Here is a 19,061-nt window from a genome sequence, read left to right on the forward strand (position 1 = left end):
TGAGGCGATTTCCGCTCGGGAGCGGGTCGATTACTGCAGATCGTCGCGCACAATTTACAGTTAAGCAATGCCTCACACCCTCCCCACCATTCTTGTTCTCCCCGGCGGAGGTTACTCGCGGCTCGCACCCCACGAAGGCGAGCCGGTTGCTGCGTGGTTGCGATCTATCGGGTGGAATGCCCGCGTCGTTGACTACCCTGTCGCCACTAAACATCCAGCCCCTTTGCTGGCAATTCAGTCTGAAATTGCGAAGGAACGCGCTGCCGGAGCCCCCATCGTCGGCGTTTTGGGTTTCTCGGCCGGCGGCCACCTCGCTGGTCACGCCGCTGTCGCACCCATCGCCAAGCCCGAAGAGCGCCCCGATTTTGCGGTGCTCGGCTACCCCGTGGTCAGCATGACCAGTCCAACGCACGTCGGGTCACGCGAGAACCTGATCGGTCTGGATGCCAACGCTTACCTCCGTGAAGACACGTCGCTTGAGCTATTGGTCACCCCTACCACGCCGCCCATGTTCATCTGGCACACCGCGGCCGACGAACCCGTTCCGGTTGCGGAGCACTCCTACCCACTCGCCGTTGCACTCGCGGCAGCCGGAGTGCGCCACGAATTGCATGTGTTCGCCGATGGCAAGCACGGGCTAGGGCTTGCTGAAGGCACTGCTGCCGAAGCATGGCAGTCGCTCTGCGAAATCTGGTTGAGCTCGCTGCGCTAGGTGCTAGCGCGACTGGCATGCCGCCGCGGACTCTGTCACAGAGGTTAGTGGAGCTTTAGCGGCGCAGACTGAACGCTTCGGCTTTGGCCGTGGAGCCTGACACGAGAATCGTGTCATCTGCCGCGATGACAGTGTTCTCATCGGTGTGAGTCCACGCACCATCGTGAGGGCGCACCGCCGTTATCGTGACGCCCGCAGTAGACCGCACCTTCGACTCGCACAGCGCTTTTCCGACGATCCCGGCCGGCGGCGCCATCTTCACTAGTGAGAAGCCGTCGCCGATTTCCAGGTAGTCCTGCATCGATCCGCGTACGAGGTGAGCAACGCGGCGACCCATCTCCTTTTCGGGGTAAATCACGTGGCTCACACCAAGTTGCTCCAAGATCGTGCCGTGCGCATCGCTGACCGCTTTGGCCCACACGTGAGCAACGTTGAACCGCAACAACAGCGACGTGGTCAGGATGCTCGCCTGAATGTCGCTGCCGATCGCCACTACCACTCGGTCGAATTCGGGCACCGCCAACTGCTGCAGCACCTCTTCGCGAGTGGAGTCTGCCGACACAACATGCGTGAGCTGACCATTGAGCTCCTGCACGATCGACTCATCGAGATCGATGCCAAGCACCTCGGTGCCATTGGCCATGAGTTCCAGCGCCAAGGCGCGACCGAAACGGCCCAAGCCGATCACCGCAACCGAATCTGCTGCGGCCACTGTTGAGGCATCCGAACCAGAGAACATGCGAAATTTAGCCAATGATCGGCCTTTCTTTAGGAAGTTCATACATGACAGCGCGTTCGCGCAAGGCAAGCGCGGTAGCGAAACCGATGGGGCCAAGGCGGCCAACGAACATGAGCACCGCGAGAATCAGCTGGGCAGCAATCGGTAGGTCGGGCGTGATGCCCTCCGAGAGGCCCACGGTGCCGAACGCTGAGACTGTCTCAAAGAGCACCGGGCTCAGTGGCAAGCCCGACAGCAGCATGATCGCTACCGTGGATGCCGCAACAACGCCAACAGAGAGCAAGACGACGGCGATTGCTTGGCGGTGCACCGCGCGCGACAGTCGCTTGCCAAACACGTTGACCACGCCGTCGCCGCGCACTTCTGCCACGAGAATGAAGAACAGCACCGCAAAGGTCGTGATCTTGATGCCACCGGCAGTGCCAGCGGGGCCTCCACCGATGAACATGAGGGCGGTCATCCCGAACTGGCTAGCTTCGCTCATGGCACCAATGTCGATGCTGTTGAAGCCTGCGGTTCGGGTCTGCACCGATTGGAAAAATCCGGCGAGGATCTTGGTTGGCCAGTCGAGCGGGCCGAGGGTTGCGGGGTTGTTCCACTCAATGAGGGTGATGTAGAGCGCGCCAGCAACCAGCAGCAGAGGAGTTGCCGCAATCACGATGCGGGTGTTCATGCTCCACTTGAGGCGGTTGCCACCGTGCCGGAGCAGCTGCACGATCACGGGGAATCCGAGCCCTCCAAGGATGATCTCAGCAGAGAGGGTGAGCGACACCACCGGGTCATCGACGAACGAGATCATGTTGTCGCTGAATAGCGCGAAGCCGGCGTTGTTGAATGACGAGACGGCATGAAAAACCGCCAACCAGGCAGACTCCCCCACGCCTTTGCCGTAGTGCAGCAGAAACCAGAAGAACAGGATGAGCGCACCGGCGCCCTCGATGAGGAGCGAGATCTTGAGCACGCCCAAGATGAGCGAACGAACATCACCAAAGCCAACGCTCTTGGTTTCGGCGGCAGCAGTGATGCGCGAACGCAGCGACAGCCTTCGCACGACTGCGAGGCCGATGATTGACGCGAACGTCATTACACCGAATCCGCCCACCTGAATGAGCACCATGATCACGACCTGGCCGAAACCTGTCCAGTACGTCGGGGTATCGACGATCACATGACCGGTCACACTTATTGCCGAAACGGCAGTGAAGAAGGCCTCGATGAGGCTGGCCGCACCCGGACCGGTACGCGAAATGGGCAACGCAAGCAGGGCTGTTCCTGCGGCGATACCAATCAAAAACCCGAGAAGGGTGAGTTGTGCTGGATGAACCAGCCTTCGCTTCATACCCATCCCACGGACGATATTGTGCACCGGGACACGATACGCCTGTTTCTGCGTTGAGTATTGACGTTGAGAGAACATCCGCTAGTTGCAGCCACAATCGAAACAATTTTGTAGGAAACCTGCAGAAAATACGGCCCAAGTCATTACATCTTCCACTATGCGCTAACCGGAGATACCATGGCGCGCATGAGCCAATATCAGCCCCCTGTCAAAGACATCGCCTTTCTGCTCGAGCACGTGGCGGGATACCCAGACATTGCCGCGCTGCCCGGTTTCGAACACGCCGATCTCGACACCGTCGTCGGAATCTTGGAGGAGTGCGGAAATTTCATGTCCAAGGTCGTCGCCCCGACGAACCGCGCTGGCGACAAGGAGGGAGCCCGCTGGCAACCTGATGGTTCTGTCGTCACCCCGACCGGCTTCAAGGAGGCCTACCGGCAGTACGTGGACGCGGGCTGGGGCTCGGTGCCGTTGCCGGAGGAGTTCGGCGGCGGCGGCTTCCCCCGCACCGTCGGCTTGATCATCCAGGAGATGATGATGTCGGCAAACTTGGGCTTCTCCCTCTGTCCGCTGCTCACCCAGGGAGCGATCGAAGCGCTGCTCCACTACGGCGACGACGAGCTCAAGCAGCGTTACCTACCGAAGATGGTCACCGGCGAATGGGCCGGCACCATGAACCTCACTGAGCCGCAGGCCGGTTCGGATGTCGGTGCACTGACCACGCGTGCTGTGCGCCAAGACGACGGCACCTACGCTATTTCCGGCCAGAAGATCTTCATCACATTCGGTGACCACGACCTCTCTGAGCAGATCGTGCACCTGGTGCTCGCTCGAACCCCGGGAGCCCCGGAGGGTACCCGCGGCATCTCCTGCTTTATCGTGCCGAAATATCTTGTGAACGATGACGGATCGCTGGGAGAGCGCAACCCGGTGCACACCGTGTCGATCGAGCACAAGATGGGCATCCACGGTGCCCCCACCTGTGTGCTCTCGTACGAGGACGCCACCGGTTACCTGATTGGTGAGGAGAATTTGGGCATGCGCATCATGTTCGTCATGATGAACAGCGCCCGGCTGTCGGTCGGTACGCAGGGTCTCGCCGTGGCGGAGCTCGCCTACCAGCAATCGCTCGAATACGCCAAGGAGCGTCGCCAGGGGCGGGCGATTGGGGCCACCGAAGACTCCGCCATTATCGACTTCCCTGACGTGCGTCGCATGCTGATGACGCAGAAGTCGTCCATCGCCGCCCTCCGCTCCTTGATGCTGCTGAACGCGAGTTATGTCGATCACAGCATGAACGAGCCGGACGAGTCCACCCGTAAGCGCGCGGACGAGATCGCGGGCCTGCTCACCCCGATCTGCAAGTCGTTCGGCACCGACCTCGGCAATGAGCTCACATCTCTCGCCCTGCAGATCCACGGCGGCATGGGCTACATCGAGGAGACCGGCATGGCGCAGCATGTGCGTGATGTGCGAATCGCGGCGATCTACGAGGGCACGAATGGCATCCAGGCCGCCGACCTCGTTGGTCGGAAACTGGGGGTGCGTGATGGAGCCTCGGTGATGGAGTTCCTGGCCAGCATGCGCGAGATCGACGCGCAACTGGCCGAGGCCGGTGAACAGTTCACCTCGATCCGGGCGGAACTCACCAAGCAGTTCGACGCCCTAGATCAGGCCACCACGTGGATGCTGCGTACCGGCCGCGCTGACCCGAACGCCATTTTGGCGGGCTCAAGCCCGTACCTGCGCATGTGGGGCCTGTGCACCGGAGCCTGGCTGCTCGCCCGTGCGGCTCTGGCCGGGCAAACCACCGGTGATGCCGAGGTGGCCGAGACCCAGCTCGTGCTTGCCCGATTTTTCGCCGAGCAGATCCTGCCCCAGTGCTCCGGGCTGCTCAGTTCGGCGACCGCCGGAGCCGACGACCTGTTCGCGCTGGACGCCGCTAGGCTCTGATCGAGCCAGGTCTGCGAAGTAATATGAGGAGCCCAAGCATGCCCGAAGGAGTAATTTCATGAGGATCGTCGTGCTGGTGAAGCAGGTACCCGATACTGCTGATGTGAGAAAGCTTGACCTAAACACTGGTTTGCTCGACCGGGAGGCTGGCGAGCCGATCGTTGATGAGATCAACGAGCGTGCCCTTGAGGTGGCGCTGCGGTATAAGGACGACGACAAGGGGACCGAGGTCGTCGTCCTCAGCATGGGCCCGGAGAACGCGATCAAGTCGGTACGCAAGGCCCTATCGATGGGTGCCGACTCTGGCGTGCACATTGTCGACAGCTCCTTGGTGGGTGCGGATGCTCTCCTCACCTCCCTCGCGATCTCTCGTGCCCTCGAGCAGACCGGGTTCGACTTGGTTATCGCTGGCAACGAGTCCACCGACGGCAATGGTGGGATAGTTCCGGCGATGCTCGCCGAACGGCTCGGTGTGCCGCTGCTCGGGTTGTTGGCGAACGTCGAGATCACCGAGGCCCAAATCTCCGGCGAGCGCCAGGGCGACGACGGCACCGTGAACGTGCACGCTGGGCTGCCGGCGATCATGACCGTCACCGAGCGTTTCGACTACGCCCGGTTCCCCAACTTTAAGGGCATCATGACGGCGAAGAGGAAGCCGGTCGAAACGGTGACCCTCGTCGAATTGGGGCTGGACGCCGCCGAGGTCTCCGGCCTGGAGCGCACCGAGATCATCTCGACCGCCGAGCGTCCGGCGCGCGCGGCCGGCACCAAGATCGAAGACGACGGCACTGCCGCCGCAACCCTGGTCGAGTTTCTGGCCACCAACCGATTGGTCTAGGAGAACAGCCGTGGCTCACATTTTGGTACTCGCAGAGATCTCCCACCGCGGTCACGTGGCCGACTCGGCCCGCGGACTGCTGGCATTGGCCTCCCGGCTTGGCGAGCCGGTCGCGGTCGTCGCCACCCGGGAGTCGCTGACCGACGACCTAGTCTCCCGACTCGGTGCTCTCGGTGCGGCCCAGGTCTACCAGGCACAGTCAGAGCAGGCCGACACCGCTCTGGTCGCGCCGCAGGTGGAGGCACTCGCCGCCGCTGTCGCGACGCTCAGACCGGCTGCCGTTCTTCTTTCCCACTCCTTCGGCGGGCGCGAGGCTGCGGCGCGGCTGGCTGTTCGCACAGGAAGCGGTGTGCTGGTCGATGCCGTGAACGTCCGGGCCGAAGATGGTCGGATCATTGCGAGCGGTTCCGTCTACGGCGGCAACTATCTGGTCGACTCGGCCACCACCGGGATGCCCGTGATCACTGTGCGCCCGGGCGCCATCGACGAGAGCGCGCCCGCGGTATCCGCTCAGGTCACCTCCGAGATGGTCACCGTCGATGCAGCAAAGGCCGGCGTGATCGACTCCTACAACGACGCGCCCGAGGTCTCCGAACGACCAGAACTGCTCGGCGCCAAGAAAGTTGTCTCGGGCGGCCGCGGCTTCGGGTCAAAGGAGAACTTCGGCATGGTCGAGGAACTGGCGGATGCCCTCGGTGCAGCCGTCGGTGCGTCTCGGGCCGCCGTCGACGCCGGCTATTCGCCCCAGACCACCCAGGTCGGCCAGACCGGAGTCAGCGTGTCCCCCGACCTATATGTCGCACTGGGCATCTCGGGTGCCATCCAGCACCGCGCGGGGATGCAAACCGCGAAGACCATCGTGGCGATCAACAAGGATGCAGACGCACCGATCTTTGACGTAGCCGACTTCGGAATCGTCGGCGACGTGTTCACAGTCGTTCCGCAGCTAATCGAAGCGATCAAGTCGCGCTCGGCATGATGGCGGCCACAACTCGGAAGAAGACGGCGCGCAGCCCCTGGTTTAAGCTGGTCTGGATCGTGCCACTAATGATCGCTGTGTTGCTGGCGGCGGTGTTGGTCGCCAAGTGGATGATGGAGCTCGCCGGTGTGCAGCAGTTCGTGGCCGACTATCCGGGCAAGCAGCCCTTGCCAGAATCCGCGCCGGTTGGTTTTCCGGCCTGGCTTGGCTGGCAGCACTTCCTGAACATCTTCTTCCTGCTGCTCATAGTGAAGAGCGGCTGGCAGGTGCGCACCACCACCCGGCCCGGCACATACTGGACTAGGAACAACACCGGTCTGCTTCGCACGAAGCGCAGTCCGAAGAGGATCAGCCTCAATCTGTGGCTGCACCTCAGCCTCGACTCTCTCTGGATTCTTAACGGCATCACCTTCATCGTGCTGCTGTTCGCAAGCGGGCAGTGGATGCGCATTGTTCCGACCGATTGGGACGTGATCCCGAACGCCCTCTCGGCAACTCTGCAATACGTATCGCTCGACTGGCCGGTCGAGAGCGGTTGGGTGAATTACAACGCACTGCAACTGCTCGCCTACTTCGTCACCGTCTTCATCGCCGCACCGCTGGCAATCATTTCAGGGCTACGCATGAGCGCACTATGGCCCCCGGATGCGACCAGAGTTAATAAGGCTTACCCGATCGAGTGGGCGCGGGCGGTGCACTTCCCGGTCATGCTCTATTTCGTCGCATTCACCATCGTGCACGTCACGCTGGTGTTGACCACTGGGGCACTGAGGAACCTCAACCACATGTATGCGACCAACGACGAGGTGAACTGGGTTGGTTTCTGGATCTTCGCCGCCTCGTTGGTGGTTCTGGCTGCGGCTTGGCTGCTCGCCCGTCCTCTGCTTCTCAGACCGATCGCATCTATCACGGGAAAAGTGGGCCGCTGAGCAATCGTTCTAGCTTGTGAGTGGCTCCAAAACGAAGACCGGTATTTCGCGTTCCGTCTTGGCCTGGTAGTCCTCATAGTCGGGGTAGGCAGCGACAGCGCGCTCCCACCAGACAGCCTTCTCGTCGCCGGTCACTTCGCGGGCAACGAAGTCACCCTTGAAACCGACATCGTGCAGTTCAACATGGGGTTGAGCAACGATGTTGAAGTACCACACCGGATGCTTGGGCGCTCCACCCAATGACGCAACAACTGCGTAGTTGCCGTCGTGTTCCACACGCATGAGTGCGGTCTTGCGCAGCTTGCCCGACTTGGCGCCGACCGTGGTCAGAACGATCACGGGCATCCCACGCATGAGGTTGCCCTCGTGGCCGTTGCTGGCTTCGAAGACTTCGGCCTGGTTGCGAGCCCACTCTGACGTGCTGGGTACGTATTCTCCTGTTAGTGGCATGCTTCCACGGTACTCCGCTTGGGGAAGGTAGCTTGGTGACATGATCACCATTGCCCTCCCCGACCAGCAGATGTGCGACCGGCTTGCCCCGCAACTGCCCGACGTCAACCTGATCGTGTGGGGTGCTGCCGACGGCGCTCCCCCGCAGCGCGTTGATCTTGCCGTGTTGGGGTACCTGGGTGCGTCCAGCGAACTGGCCGCCTTTGAGGGTCTGGATGTCGCGGCTCTGCAATCGCAGTCGCTTGGCTACGACGGGGTTGCCGACCGGCTGCCTGCCGGCATCACGTACTGCAACGCGGTCGGCGTGCACGAGGCATCAACTGCTGAACTCGCTGTTGGGCTGATCATTGCCGAACAGCGCGGTTTTCCTGAGCACTACCGCAACCAGAAGACCGGCATGTGGGATCAGCACGAACTCATCGGTGTCGCGGGCAGCACCGTGATCATTGTCGGCGCGGGCGGTGTCGGCAACCAGATCGCTGACAAACTTGCCCCGTTTGAAGCGAACGTCGTGCGCGTCGCTCGCACCAACCGCAGCGACGCGCGTGGTGCCATCCAGTCGATGGATGCTCTCCCATCGCTGCTGGCGAAAGCCGATGTCGTAGCAATCGCCGTGCCACTCAGCGACGAGACCACTGGACTCGTTGACGCGGAGTTCCTTGAGGCGATGAAGCCGGGGGCGCTGCTCGTGAATGTGTCTCGAGGCAAAGTTGTCGACACTGACGCTCTCGTGGCTGCGGCATCCGCCGGTCACGTTCGCGCGGCACTCGACGTCACCGACCCCGAACCGCTGCCGAGCGATCACCCGCTGTGGTCGATGCCCGGAATCACAATCACCCCGCATATCGGCGGCTACACCTCGGCGATGCATGCCCGAGTGGATGCCGTTGTGCGCGACCAAACGCGTCGCCTAGTCGCGGGCGAACCCCTCGCGAACGTGGTGATCGAGGGGCGCTAGCGCGTTCTGGCGCCCATCCCTCAACGGGATTCGCGGACGATCCGTTCCGGTCGGAATACAGTTTCGCGTGGGACCATCCGGGATCCACGGCTTGCTCGAGCATTACGCGGAGTGCAATTTGGCTGATCAGTGCGCTCGGCTTACGAGTCGGATGAAGCGGAAATGCCGCGGGCGCAGCAAAGCCACTGATTTCGAATCCAGTGCCTTCCTCCATCAGGGTTCCAGCCCTATTGCTTGATCAAGATAGATCTGCTTCGGGATCCGATGACGCACCACAACCTTGTCGATCATCGATCGATTAACGCCAAGACGATAATCGGTCCGGTGACGTGCGCGACGAATTCGCCCGTGCGGGGTGAAAGGAGCATCAGCGTGAGTCAAGGAGGCCCCCGGTTGTTGGCGTGAGCTTGGTAACCCACATGCTGCCGGAGGACTTCAGCAAATCAAGCGAGCACAACGTCCATGGGAACTACACCTAGGGAAATTAGGCTTTAAGCGGGATCGGCTCAACGCTTAGCCGATGTCGTCTTGCGACAATCCGATCTGGTCGGGGGAATACCCGAGGCCTAAGTTTGTTTCCAACGGAGCCGCTGTGCGTGGAGAGTCTCGCTACTTCCAATCGTCACGTTTATGTTGGTTTTCAGTGAGCTTTGGTGTCTGAGCGCAAAGCATCTTGAATGTGCATGCGCGTTCGTCGCGCGCTGTGCATTGAGGGAGGCGCCTTCTAAGCTCCAGCTCGGAGTATGCGGTGTGAATAAAATCACGGGCGTATCTCGCCACGCAAATATCGGCTGGGGGGCACACCGTGTTCAGCTCGAAAGGCCCGCGAAAAATACAGCGGATCGCTGAAGCCGACGAGTTGGGAGATTTCGCTGACACGAAGCCCGCTGGATCGAAGAAGCAGCGCCGCCTCTCGCAACCGCAACTGGCGAATCCATGCTCGCAGCGACACTCCGGTGTGATGGTTGAAGAGTCGCTGTGCGGTTGTTGCGCTGCACTCGCCCGCTTGTGCGACTTCTTCGACAGAGAGCGATCCACTCAGATTGGCATGGATAAAGGTCATCATCGATTCGAGGGCCGAGGGTAACGTCGGATTCATGTCGTGGGCATCCCACAAGCTGTTTTCAAGCAGCACGAGTTGGCCGAGCGATCGAGCTGCACGCTCACTGAACGGAGCATCGGTGAAACGCTCGATGGCGAAGGTTCCGAGATCTGCGATTCGGCGCGCCGGCCCAGAAGCAAAACTTGCCTGACCCGGTACAAACTCATGGGGATCCCCCCATCTCGCCGGGTCTTCTAATAGCGGATCACCCACCTGATGCGCTACTCGTGGCTCGATGCGAACGCCCCACGCGTGATGGGGCACTACGTGCAGGGTTCCAATGCGGAAGGGGTTCTGCTGATCAGCCTGGTACTCCACCTTGTGATGCCAAGGTAGTCGCACCGTGCTATTCGGGGTCAGGCGAAATGTTTTGTTCGCCGCACGGATTTCACCGCCTCCGCGCACGGCCCACACGAACGTGATGCCCATGACGTGCGGGTTCAAGAGGTATTCGCTAGGGCGAAATCGGTACCAGTTGGCGCCCACGACAACCGCGTCGTCGGCACCTCCCTTTCCTGTAGCCGTTTCACCCGATGCTGTTAATTCCATAGAAACGATCTTGCACTACGGGAAGGCAATCAAAGCAACGGCGGCGTTTCGCCCCTAGAACGTGACGAAGACCGATCCTGCTTCATAGGCGGCCACCGGGTGAGCGAACGGCATGGGCGTTGACTGCTCGGCGCGCACTAGCGCAAGGTCAGGGCATCCTGCTATGAGTTGAGCGATACCTTCTCGAATCTCGACACGCGCAAGTTGTTGACCGACGCAACTGTGAATGCCATGACCGAAACCGAGATGGCCGAACGCGTCTCGCGAAACATCAAATGTATTCGGGCTATCCCACCTCTCGGGATCGCGGTTTGCCGCCACCGGAGACACCGACACCGACTGGCCGGCTTTGATAGCGACCCCCTCTATCTCGACGTCTTCTAGAGCGGTGCGAGGAAAAAGGGTCAAGAACATGGTGCCCATACGCATGAACTCTTCTACCGCGCTTTGAATCAGTTCCGGATTTTTTCGCAGCACTTCGAGTTGCTCGGGATTGTTGAGTAGCGCCACGGTGGTTGTAGCGATCAAGTATGCGACTGAATCGCGACCCGCTCCCATGAGTAGCCGCAAGATGCCTTCAGTCTCTTCGCGCGAGAGGGCGTCTGATGCGAGTAAATCTGAAATCACGTCTTCGCCTGGGTCATTCTGTCTGATCTCGAGAACGTGGCGGATGAAGTCGTACTTTTGTTGCGCGGTCGAGCTGTCGACGAAAAGTCGCTCGAATCTGTCGTACTCAGAATCGGGGATGCCGATGACGTAGCAGTGGGTGCGCGCAGCGATCGGGCGCGCGTAGTCGATCCACACATCTGCGGGCGACCCCTTCGCCTTGAATTTCGCAAGCACGTCGGCAGCCATCGACGAGATCCACTCCTTGCGGCCACGAACCTGTTTGACCGAGAATCGGGAAGTAATCAAGCGTCGGAGCCTCGAGTGCTCTTCGCCGTCGAGCACGAGCAGGTTTGCAAACTCCGACCGCTGGGCTGCTTCATCGAGGTCTCCGGGAAGCTCTGCAGGCAATGCGGCATTGGGGAGATCTTCGTCTGTGGACAGATGGCCAGTGGGGCCCATCGGCATGCGTTCCGGACGCATGCTGAATCGCGGGTCTTCAAGTACCGCGCGGGCGATGTCATATTCCGTGGACACAAGGCCTTGATGACCGTCTTGGTAACTCAACGGAACGGCAGCACCCTGATCGCGCCATGTAACCAAGGTCGGGGAGGGCTCGAGCGGCGTGCCATCGCCAGGAAGCGATGTACCGTGAAATGGGCAGCCTGATGTCGACTCTGTCATCTTGGTTCCTTCGGTTGTGTGGTCGTAGTGCTGGCAGCACCCACTCGGGCGCGTGCTTTTCGGAAGAGCTTGGGAGGTAGGTTCCACGCGACAATGCCTTGCGTGGTGCCGTTCTTGTCTGCGATGTACAAAGCAGATTGTTGGGATGCCTCGACTTGGATCTCTGTGAGTGCCTGGCTATCGAACCAGCCGTATGCCTTGATGCGGGCACCGTGAATCTCCGACCAGAAAAACGGTGCCGAAGCTAGTAGTTCGCGACCTTGCGCGATCGTCGCGGCGACGGCCATAGCCTGTTCGATGGCGTTGGTCTGGTGCTCGACGCGCACCGCGGCCCCGGTCGTGGGACTCTGCCACGCGGCGACGTCTCCAATCGCGTACACGCCCGGAGCCGCGAGGCCGGTGCTGTCGCACACGACCCCGTTGTTGAGAGTGAGGCCGGAGCCCGTGAGCCACTGCACACAAGGGTCGCCGCCAACAGCAGCGACCGCTAGATCAGCCGTCAGCTCTGTTGCGTCATCAAAAACGAAGTGAGTGCCGCCGCCGTGCGTGGGTGACGCGGCGGTGACCGTCGTTGAAAGTTTGAGAGCGACACCATGACTGCGGTGCAGTGCATCAAGCTGAGGTGACAGCGCATTGCCGATCGCTCCGAAGCTGAGGTGCTCAGATCTGCCCACGAGAGTCACTGCGGCGCCCAACGAGCGTGCTGCACTTGCAATTTCAGAACCGAGAACGCCAGCGCCGACAACGACGACCCGTTGCGCTTTGTGAAGGCCATCTCGGAGGGCGACGGCATCATCGATGCTACGAAGCGTCAATACCCCGGCGTCTGGCCACAGCTTGCGGGCGTTTGCGCCCGTGGCGATGATGAGGATGTCGTAGTGCTCTTGCCCGGTGTCGGTCTGAACTGTTCGGGTATCGATATTGAGCCGTGTGGCACGTGTCGATTTACGGAAGTCGATTCTCAGTTCCGCTATCTCGGCCACGCTTTTGAACGCCGCTCGTTCAGGCTCCCAGCCTTCGAGCAGAACCTGCTTCGACAGAGGTGGGCGACTGTACGGCAAGTGTGGCTCGTCGCCCAGCAACAAAATTTCGCCGTCGAAGCCCTCTGAGCGAAGGCTTTCCGCAGCGGTCAATCCAGCAACTGAAGCGCCGACAATAACGACGCGTTGTCGACTCGTCATAGTTCGATGAACTCGGTCTCGGCTATTCAACGAGCGTGATCGCGCGCGCGGGGCACAGCGATGCGGCACGACGAGCAGAGGGTTCTTGTGCGGCAGAAGGCGAGTCATTCAACAACTCGACGATCCCGTCGTCGTCCTGGTCGAATAGGTCTTCTGCGACCAGCGCGCATTGCCCAGCGCCCACGCACGCACCAGCTTTAACTGCAATTTTCACGTCAGACTCCTTTGACTGTTGGGTATAAAAGCTATGCCGCGTCGCCGTCAATAGCCATGGCGCTGTGAGGCGAAACATGGACTCTGCAACCGTGCACGAAGTGGCTAGTTGGCAGCGACGCTTTCGATCCAGCTCACCGCAGCATCAAAAACTCCCGCTGCTTCTGCGAGATTCGCCCGACGGGGGTCAGGGCCAAAGACTCCCCAAATAGCGTGGGAGGGGTCATGACGGTGGGCCCCGAAAGGGTTTCCGTCCGGGTCGATCGCGGGATGTGTGTCGATGTTCGGAAGCTTGTCCAGGTGAACAAGATCTGGATGGGCCACCGATAGCAGCATGCACTCAAAAACGGCTGCGTGGTCGGGTGCGATAGGTGTGGGGTCGCAGTCGGCCATGCTGGTTGCTACGACGTGCATCGCCCGACCCTCACTCGAATCCCACTGTGACGCAACGTCGCGCAGCATAGCTCGCTGTTCATCCGCAAAATGGCCGCTGAGGATCACTGCTCGCTTTACTCCCATGTCGTCGAGCCGGCGCAGAGTGACAAGCAACTGGGTTTTGATGTCGTCACCAGTGGGCATCATGATCGTCCATGGGTAGGCGGAATGCTCGCCTCCCGTACCCTGATAGACCGTCGGCAGTACGACACCGCCGCTGCGCGATGCTGCCGCGTGGCACACGGCATGAGCGGTGAGTCCATCAAGCCCTATTGGCAGGTGGGGGCCGTGAAATTCCAACGTGCCTAGCGGAACATAGACGACGGACTTCTCCGCCAGCCGCTGCTCGATCTGTTCTGGTGATAACAACTCAACGGAAGTCTGTGAGGTAGTGCTCATGAGTAGTAGTTCCTTCGCCATTCGTGCGAGACAAGTTCGTCGCGTAACCGCGGCGGAAAAGCGGCGCCATCTGAGTAAGAAAGGTTCTGTTTGATTCGCCGTGCGGTACTCATCCCCAGAATGGTGGTCGACACTTGCGGGGCGTCGAGAACGAATCGCACGGCTGCTTCGGCAAGGCTTGCAAAGTGTGGCCGCGTGACATCTTTAATGCGCTCGATGCGCTGAAGCGTTTCGCCGAAGCGTTCGTCGCGGAACATCCAGTGCAGTACAGAGTCAGTTGGCCATGTCGCATAGGTCTCAGGCGTCCAGGTTCCGCTGAGAGAGCCGGAATCAAGCGCGACTCTCGCGACTATTGCGGTGCCGCTTGCGGCCGCAGCAGGAAAAAGCTCCAGCGCAGGTTGCTGCTCGAAGATGTTGTAGATCACCTGAATCGAATCGACGAGCCCGCTCTTCGCCAGTTCGATCCCATCTTCTGGACGGTAGTCGCGAATTGAGACTCCGATTTGATCGATTTTTCCTGCGGTGCGCAACTCGGTGAGAGTTTCGAGCCACTCTTGATTGTGTAGCCCATCCGGTGCCCAGCAGTGAAGCTGATAGAGATCAAGACGTTCGACTCCCAGCCTCTGCAGGGAACCCTCCACCTGACCGATGAGATACGACTTGGGGTACAACTGCGAGAACTTCGGGTCTGGCTCCGAAATTGCGGGCCACTCGACGGGTTGCACCTTTGTGGCGACGCGAATTCTGCTGTGTGACCACTGCTTTAACGAGCGGCCTACGACAGTCTCGCTGTGCCCGACGCCATACATTTGCGCGGTGTCAACAAAATTGATGCCTTCTTCATAAGAAGACAGCAGCGCTGCAATCGACTCTTTGTCGTCAACGGGCCCCCATTGTCCACCCAGCTGCCACGCGCCAAAGGAAATCTCGCTGACTTCCCAGTCGCTTCGACCAAAAGGCCTATATTTCACAGTCATCGTTCCTGAACCGCCTTCTTCTCTGAGTCACGGTGCTGTGAACGATACGCGGGAGCTTCTTGAATTGGCATGCATGACAGCACCACAATATGGACGATGCGCCGCCCGCTGATTGGTCACGATAGCGTCACAGTCCCGACACGACTTGACCGCTATGGGCACCATCCTTAGACTTACGTGAGTTCTTCTGAATCGATTCATTCTGAATCGGGGGAATAACTGATTCGCTTGATTCTCAACGAGGAGGAGGAGCCGTGGCCCTCGAATCCCAGCCCCCGCACGACACACCAGCGCTCGAGCTTCGCCATGTGGCGAAGTCGTTCGGCGCTGTCGTTGCCCTCAGCTCCGGAAGCCTGAAACTCGAGCGTGGGTCGATTCATGCTCTTATCGGGGAGAACGGTGCGGGCAAGTCCACACTCGTGAAGATAATCGCAGGTCTGTACCACCGCGACATGGGCGATTTCTTGCTCGACGGCGTGACTGTGGATTTCTCCAGCACCGGTCAGTCGAAAGCAGCCGGCATCGCAGTCATCTACCAGGAGCCGACTCTTTTTCCTGATCTTTCAGTGACAGAGAACATCTTCATGGGCCGCCAGCCAACCAATACGATTGGTCGCATTGATCGGAAGGCGATGCGTGCCGAAGCCGCGGGCATCTTTGAGAGCCTGGGCGTGAAGCTCGATCCGGAGCGCGTGACCGACGGGTTGTCAATCGCCGACCAGCAGATTATTGAGATTGCCAAGGCGATCTCGCTTGACGCCAAGGTCTTGATCATGGATGAGCCGACCGCTGCGTTGTCGGGAGTCGAAGTTGACCGCCTATTTGCAGTCGCCCGAAACCTGCGTGATGAGGGGCGAGCCTTGATGTTCATCTCTCACCGCTTTGATGAGGTGTTCGCGCTCTGCGACACCGTCACCGTCATGCGCGATGGTGCGTATGTCGATACAAGCGCTATCTCAGAAACATCGGTCGACGCGCTCGTGCGGCAAATGGTCGGACGCGATGTTGCGGAGCTCTTTCCTAAGTTGCCCGCAGACATCGGTGATGTGGTGCTCGAAGTCTCGAACCTAACTCGTAAAGGCGTGTTCGATGACATTTCGTTTTCTCTGCGAGCCGGTGAAATCGTCGGGCTAGCGGGGCTCGTCGGGGCCGGACGCAGCGAGGTCGCACGGGCGATTTTTGGCGTGGATCCTTATGACGGCGGAAAGGTGACGTTGCAAGGAGCGACGCTGCCGAAGAACAGCCCCAAGAAGGCGACCGATCGTGGCATCGCGTTGGTTCCCGAAGACCGCCGGAAACAGGGGTTGGTACTCGAAAACGGGGTATCGCGAAACATCACGCTTGCCATTCGATCAAAGCTAGCCAAGGGTGGACTCATTTGGAGCGGCCGCGAGAACGCTGCCGCGAAGGTCTGGGCGAGCAGGCTTGAAGTTAAGACCGCCTCTCTCGACACCGAAACCGGCACATTATCCGGCGGCAATCAGCAGAAAGTCGTCATCGGAAAATGGCTCGCCACTGAACCGCGCGTGCTAATTGTCGACGAACCTACTCGCGGTATCGATGTGGGCACCAAATCCGAGGTTCACCGTTTGCTGAGCGAGCTCGCGCAGCAGGGCCTTGCAATTCTCATGATTTCGTCTGAACTCCCGGAGGTGTTGGGAATGGCTGACCGCGTTCTGGTTATGCGAGAGGGACGTATTACTGCTGAGTTCGCGAGGATTGATGCGACGCCGGAGGCAATTATGTTGGCCGCGACAGCCCCGGGAGAAGTGGCCGCATGAGTTTCAGCAGCACGAGCACCACTGCTCTCGAATATGGTCGCAATAGCGCGCGAAAAGCGGTGCGATCCATACTGACGGCACGTGAGACAGGGATTGCGATTGCGCTTGTTGCCGTGATCATTGCCGCGACAGTTTCGAACCCCGCGTTCCTGTTCTCTTCCGACGGCTTTCGCGACCTGCTCCTGACCCCATCGTTGCTCTTATTGGTGGCTGTGGGGCAGGCGATTGTCATTATTTCGCGCAACGTCGACTTGTCTGTCGGCTCGATCGTCGGCCTCACCGCGTACCTCACGGGCAGACTATTCATAGATTTGGAGGGCATCCCGGTCATCGTTGTTTTCATCGCGGGCGTGATCGTTGGTGGCCTGCTCGGCGCGATAAACGGAATGCTCGTGGCGTTTGCTCGAGTACCTGCGCTCGTCATCACACTTGGAATGATGTATGTCTATCGCGGCATCAACGTGTGGTGGACAGGAAGCGATCGCGTCAATGCCTCCGATATGCCGAAGTCATTTAGTGGCCTGGGTACCGATCAAGTTCTCGGAATCCCGGTCCTGACGATCATCGCCGTCGTCGTACTCATCATTGCAGCCTGGTTTTTGCGGAATATCCGTGCCGGTCGGGAGTTCTACGCGATCGGGTCCGATCCTGACGCTGCGCACCTCTACGGCCTCCACGTGAACCGGCGAGTCATCGCTGCCTTTGTCGTTTCGGGTGCGCTTTCGGGGCTCGCCGGTGTGTTATACGCGGCGCGGTATGGAACCGTAAGTGCCGCGGCTGGTTCTGGATGGGAACTCCAGGCGATTGGTGCCGCAGTGATCGGTGGCGTCGCGATATCGGGCGGTGTGGGAACAGTGTGGGGTGCCGCTATCGGGGCCTTCTTGCTCCTCACAATTAACCGTGCACTTCCAATTCTTGGCATCGACGACTTCTGGCAACAGGCGGTCGTCGGCACGCTCATCATCGGATCGATCGTTCTTGACCGCGTACTCGCTCTTCGTCAACATCGACGACTTATCGAACAACGGGAGGAGACAAGATGACCGCCGTAACCGACACCAGCGCCGTCCGGGTGTACCAGCCGTACTCCCGCCCGCTATGGCGCCGCACGTTGCTCACCCGAGAGTTCGCGATCATTGGGCTACTCCTTGTGGTCATCTTGGTCGCGTTGGCAACAGCTCCAAGCTTCAATAGCCCACTCACCGTGACATACCTATTGCGCGATCTCGCTCCGATTCTGCTCATTGCGCTCCCAATGACTTTGATCATCATCACGGAGGAGATCGACCTCTCGGTCGCGAGCATCGTCGGCCTGTCGAGTGTCATGACAGGGCTACTGACTGAGGCGGGGGCCCCCTTCCCAGTCGCAGCTATCATCGCCATCATCGTGGGCACGATCGCTGGGGCGGTCAATGGTTTTCTTGTCACCGTCGTAGGGCTCCCCTCCCTTGCTGTCACGATTGGTACCCTCGCGCTTTTCCGCGGTATTGCGGTAGGGCTCCTTGGAACCAAGGCAGTAACGGGCTTTCCTGAAGAGTGGACAAATCTCGCAAAGGCGAATATTCCGGGCACCCCAATTCCCGTGATTATGATTCCTTTTCTGGTACTCGCGATTGCGTTCGCTGTGTTGCTGCACTTCACTCCTTTCGGGCGGTCGCTGTACGCGATCGGCTTGAACAAAGAAGCAGCGCAGTTCTCTGGCATTGACGTAGGACGCACGAAGCTTCTGCTTTTCGTGCTCTCCGGAACGATGTCGGGATTCGCGGGCGTTTATTTCACGCTGTTGTACTCGAACGCCAGAGGCGACAATGCGACCGGAATGGAACTGCAGATCATCGCAGCCGTGCTCCTCGGCGGGGCATCAATCTTTGGCGGACGCGGCGCATTGCATGGTGTGATCGCTGGCGTGTTGCTCATCGGCACTATCGGTAGCGCGCTACGACTTTCGGGCGTGACGAGCGACATCATCACCGTGATCACTGGCATCCTCTTGGTTCTCTCCGTCGTTTCAGCGAGCATCCTCGCTTGGGCGTATCGGCGGCGGGCGACTGCTGTCGGCCGGCGCAAAGAGCAGCTTCAGGCAGCTTCAGAATCTTCTCTTCCCTAATACCCCCCGTTACTTTCTTTGTAGGCCCAAACGGTGTGAACTGTGAGGGTGTTGGCCTGTCAGGTCCGGCATGATTTTAGCCCCCAGTCACCCATGATCCGGGGGGTGTTGTCACCGGACCTGATTGGTG

General features: G+C 60.0%; 18 protein-coding genes. 9 read left to right on the forward strand and 9 right to left on the reverse strand.

All coding sequences use genetic code 11. The features are described from left to right. Positions 1 to 67 precede the first annotated feature (67 nt). Positions 68 to 712 carry an alpha/beta hydrolase gene (locus ACTJJW_RS12360; RefSeq protein WP_462645076.1) on the forward strand — a complete coding sequence of 215 codons (645 nt, stop codon included), beginning with the start codon at positions 68 to 70 and terminating at the stop codon, positions 710 to 712. 55 nt (positions 713 to 767) lie between these two features. Here ACTJJW_RS12360 and ACTJJW_RS12365 read toward each other — a convergent pair whose 3' ends face one another. Both ACTJJW_RS12365 and ACTJJW_RS12370 read right to left on the reverse strand, forming a co-directional pair. Beyond that, positions 768 to 1,466, reverse strand: coding sequence for a potassium channel family protein (locus ACTJJW_RS12365; protein ID WP_462645078.1), 699 nt, complete (start codon positions 1,464 to 1,466; stop codon positions 768 to 770). Then, the gene (locus ACTJJW_RS12370) at positions 1,459 to 2,817 is read right to left on the reverse strand and encodes a TrkH family potassium uptake protein (protein WP_462645079.1); all 1,359 of its coding nucleotides are present in this window, start codon (positions 2,815 to 2,817) and stop codon (positions 1,459 to 1,461) included. The genes ACTJJW_RS12365 and ACTJJW_RS12370 overlap by 8 nt, the downstream gene beginning before the upstream one ends. Before the next feature lie 159 nt (positions 2,818 to 2,976). Here ACTJJW_RS12370 and ACTJJW_RS12375 point away from each other — a divergent pair, with 159 nt between their 5' ends. The 4 genes from ACTJJW_RS12375 to ACTJJW_RS12390 are packed head-to-tail and all read left to right on the forward strand — an operon-like array spanning position 2,977 to position 7,489. Then, positions 2,977 to 4,743: an acyl-CoA dehydrogenase gene (locus ACTJJW_RS12375; protein ID WP_462645081.1), complete on the forward strand. Its 1,767-nt coding sequence runs from the start codon at positions 2,977 to 2,979 to the stop codon at positions 4,741 to 4,743. A gap of 58 nt (positions 4,744 to 4,801) precedes the next feature. Continuing rightward, the gene (locus ACTJJW_RS12380; protein ID WP_462645083.1) at positions 4,802 to 5,581 is read left to right on the forward strand and encodes an electron transfer flavoprotein subunit beta/FixA family protein; all 780 of its coding nucleotides are present in this window, start codon (positions 4,802 to 4,804) and stop codon (positions 5,579 to 5,581) included. 10 nt (positions 5,582 to 5,591) lie between these two features. After that, on the forward strand, positions 5,592 to 6,560 hold the full coding sequence (locus ACTJJW_RS12385; RefSeq protein WP_462645085.1) for an electron transfer flavoprotein subunit alpha/FixB family protein: 969 nt from the start codon (positions 5,592 to 5,594) through the stop codon (positions 6,558 to 6,560). Next, entirely contained in the window at positions 6,560 to 7,489 is a 930-nt protein-coding gene (locus tag ACTJJW_RS12390; RefSeq protein WP_462645114.1) for a cytochrome b/b6 domain-containing protein, read from the forward strand. The genes ACTJJW_RS12385 and ACTJJW_RS12390 overlap by 1 nt, the downstream gene beginning before the upstream one ends. A 9-nt stretch (positions 7,490 to 7,498) precedes the next feature. On the opposite strand, the gene ACTJJW_RS12395 is transcribed toward ACTJJW_RS12390, so the two are convergent. Next, positions 7,499 to 7,939 (reverse strand): nitroreductase family deazaflavin-dependent oxidoreductase, encoded by a 441-nt coding sequence (locus tag ACTJJW_RS12395; protein ID WP_462645087.1) that lies wholly within the window; start codon positions 7,937 to 7,939, stop codon positions 7,499 to 7,501. Between the two features lie 40 nt (positions 7,940 to 7,979). Between ACTJJW_RS12395 and ACTJJW_RS12400 the strand changes: the two genes are divergently transcribed. Beyond that, positions 7,980 to 8,897, forward strand: a complete 918-nt coding sequence (locus ACTJJW_RS12400; protein WP_462645089.1) for a 2-hydroxyacid dehydrogenase — start codon at positions 7,980 to 7,982, stop codon at positions 8,895 to 8,897. Between the two features lie 760 nt (positions 8,898 to 9,657). Here the strand turns inward: ACTJJW_RS12400 and ACTJJW_RS12405 are convergent. The 6 genes from ACTJJW_RS12405 to ACTJJW_RS12430 form a co-directional block, all read right to left on the reverse strand. Beyond that, positions 9,658 to 10,548, reverse strand: a complete 891-nt coding sequence (locus ACTJJW_RS12405; RefSeq protein ID WP_462645091.1) for a helix-turn-helix domain-containing protein — start codon at positions 10,546 to 10,548, stop codon at positions 9,658 to 9,660. A 54-nt stretch (positions 10,549 to 10,602) separates the two neighbouring features. After that, positions 10,603 to 11,838 (reverse strand): cytochrome P450, encoded by a 1,236-nt coding sequence (locus tag ACTJJW_RS12410; RefSeq protein WP_462645093.1) that lies wholly within the window; start codon positions 11,836 to 11,838, stop codon positions 10,603 to 10,605. Continuing rightward, the gene (locus ACTJJW_RS12415; protein ID WP_462645095.1) at positions 11,835 to 13,019 is read right to left on the reverse strand and encodes an NAD(P)/FAD-dependent oxidoreductase; all 1,185 of its coding nucleotides are present in this window, start codon (positions 13,017 to 13,019) and stop codon (positions 11,835 to 11,837) included. The genes ACTJJW_RS12410 and ACTJJW_RS12415 overlap by 4 nt, the downstream gene beginning before the upstream one ends. A 22-nt stretch (positions 13,020 to 13,041) precedes the next feature. Next, the gene (locus ACTJJW_RS12420) at positions 13,042 to 13,233 is read right to left on the reverse strand and encodes a ferredoxin (protein WP_462645097.1); all 192 of its coding nucleotides are present in this window, start codon (positions 13,231 to 13,233) and stop codon (positions 13,042 to 13,044) included. Between the two features lie 104 nt (positions 13,234 to 13,337). After that, the gene (locus ACTJJW_RS12425; protein WP_462645099.1) at positions 13,338 to 14,066 is read right to left on the reverse strand and encodes a creatininase family protein; all 729 of its coding nucleotides are present in this window, start codon (positions 14,064 to 14,066) and stop codon (positions 13,338 to 13,340) included. Further along, positions 14,063 to 15,043 carry an aldo/keto reductase gene (locus ACTJJW_RS12430; protein ID WP_462645100.1) on the reverse strand — a complete coding sequence of 327 codons (981 nt, stop codon included), beginning with the start codon at positions 15,041 to 15,043 and terminating at the stop codon, positions 14,063 to 14,065. The genes ACTJJW_RS12425 and ACTJJW_RS12430 overlap by 4 nt, the downstream gene beginning before the upstream one ends. Before the next feature lie 254 nt (positions 15,044 to 15,297). On the opposite strand from ACTJJW_RS12430, the gene ACTJJW_RS12435 reads away from it, so the two are divergent. Genes ACTJJW_RS12435 through ACTJJW_RS12445 form a run of 3 tightly spaced genes read left to right on the forward strand, consistent with a single transcriptional unit; the run spans position 15,298 to position 18,931 of the window. Beyond that, positions 15,298 to 16,824 (forward strand): sugar ABC transporter ATP-binding protein, encoded by a 1,527-nt coding sequence (locus tag ACTJJW_RS12435; RefSeq protein WP_462645102.1) that lies wholly within the window; start codon positions 15,298 to 15,300, stop codon positions 16,822 to 16,824. Beyond that, positions 16,821 to 17,867, forward strand: coding sequence for an ABC transporter permease (locus tag ACTJJW_RS12440; protein WP_462645103.1), 1,047 nt, complete (start codon positions 16,821 to 16,823; stop codon positions 17,865 to 17,867). Before ACTJJW_RS12435 ends, ACTJJW_RS12440 begins: the two co-directional genes overlap by 4 nt. Beyond that, a complete protein-coding gene (locus ACTJJW_RS12445; RefSeq protein WP_462645105.1) occupies positions 17,864 to 18,931 on the forward strand; it encodes an ABC transporter permease in 1,068 nt (355 codons plus the stop codon). Before ACTJJW_RS12440 ends, ACTJJW_RS12445 begins: the two co-directional genes overlap by 4 nt. Positions 18,932 to 19,061 lie beyond the last annotated feature (130 nt).

This window comes from Rhodoglobus galactosidasius (assembly GCF_054957775.1).

Coding starts and splice junctions, on each gene's coding strand:
- ACTJJW_RS12360 (WP_462645076.1), top strand. CDS start 68: ATGCCTCACACCCTCCCCACCATTCTTGTTCTCCCCGGCGGAGGTTAC.
- ACTJJW_RS12375 (WP_462645081.1), top strand. CDS start 2,977: ATGAGCCAATATCAGCCCCCTGTCAAAGACATCGCCTTTCTGCTCGAG.
- ACTJJW_RS12380 (WP_462645083.1), top strand. CDS start 4,802: ATGAGGATCGTCGTGCTGGTGAAGCAGGTACCCGATACTGCTGATGTG.
- ACTJJW_RS12390 (WP_462645114.1), top strand. CDS start 6,560: ATGGCGGCCACAACTCGGAAGAAGACGGCGCGCAGCCCCTGGTTTAAG.
- ACTJJW_RS12395 (WP_462645087.1), bottom strand. CDS start 7,939: ATGCCACTAACAGGAGAATACGTACCCAGCACGTCAGAGTGGGCTCGC.
- ACTJJW_RS12400 (WP_462645089.1), top strand. CDS start 7,980: ATGATCACCATTGCCCTCCCCGACCAGCAGATGTGCGACCGGCTTGCC.
- ACTJJW_RS12405 (WP_462645091.1), bottom strand. CDS start 10,548: ATGGAATTAACAGCATCGGGTGAAACGGCTACAGGAAAGGGAGGTGCC.
- ACTJJW_RS12410 (WP_462645093.1), bottom strand. CDS start 11,838: ATGACAGAGTCGACATCAGGCTGCCCATTTCACGGTACATCGCTTCCT.
- ACTJJW_RS12415 (WP_462645095.1), bottom strand. CDS start 13,019: ATGACGAGTCGACAACGCGTCGTTATTGTCGGCGCTTCAGTTGCTGGA.
- ACTJJW_RS12425 (WP_462645099.1), bottom strand. CDS start 14,066: ATGAGCACTACCTCACAGACTTCCGTTGAGTTGTTATCACCAGAACAG.
- ACTJJW_RS12430 (WP_462645100.1), bottom strand. CDS start 15,043: ATGACTGTGAAATATAGGCCTTTTGGTCGAAGCGACTGGGAAGTCAGC.
- ACTJJW_RS12440 (WP_462645103.1), top strand. CDS start 16,821: ATGAGTTTCAGCAGCACGAGCACCACTGCTCTCGAATATGGTCGCAAT.
- ACTJJW_RS12445 (WP_462645105.1), top strand. CDS start 17,864: ATGACCGCCGTAACCGACACCAGCGCCGTCCGGGTGTACCAGCCGTAC.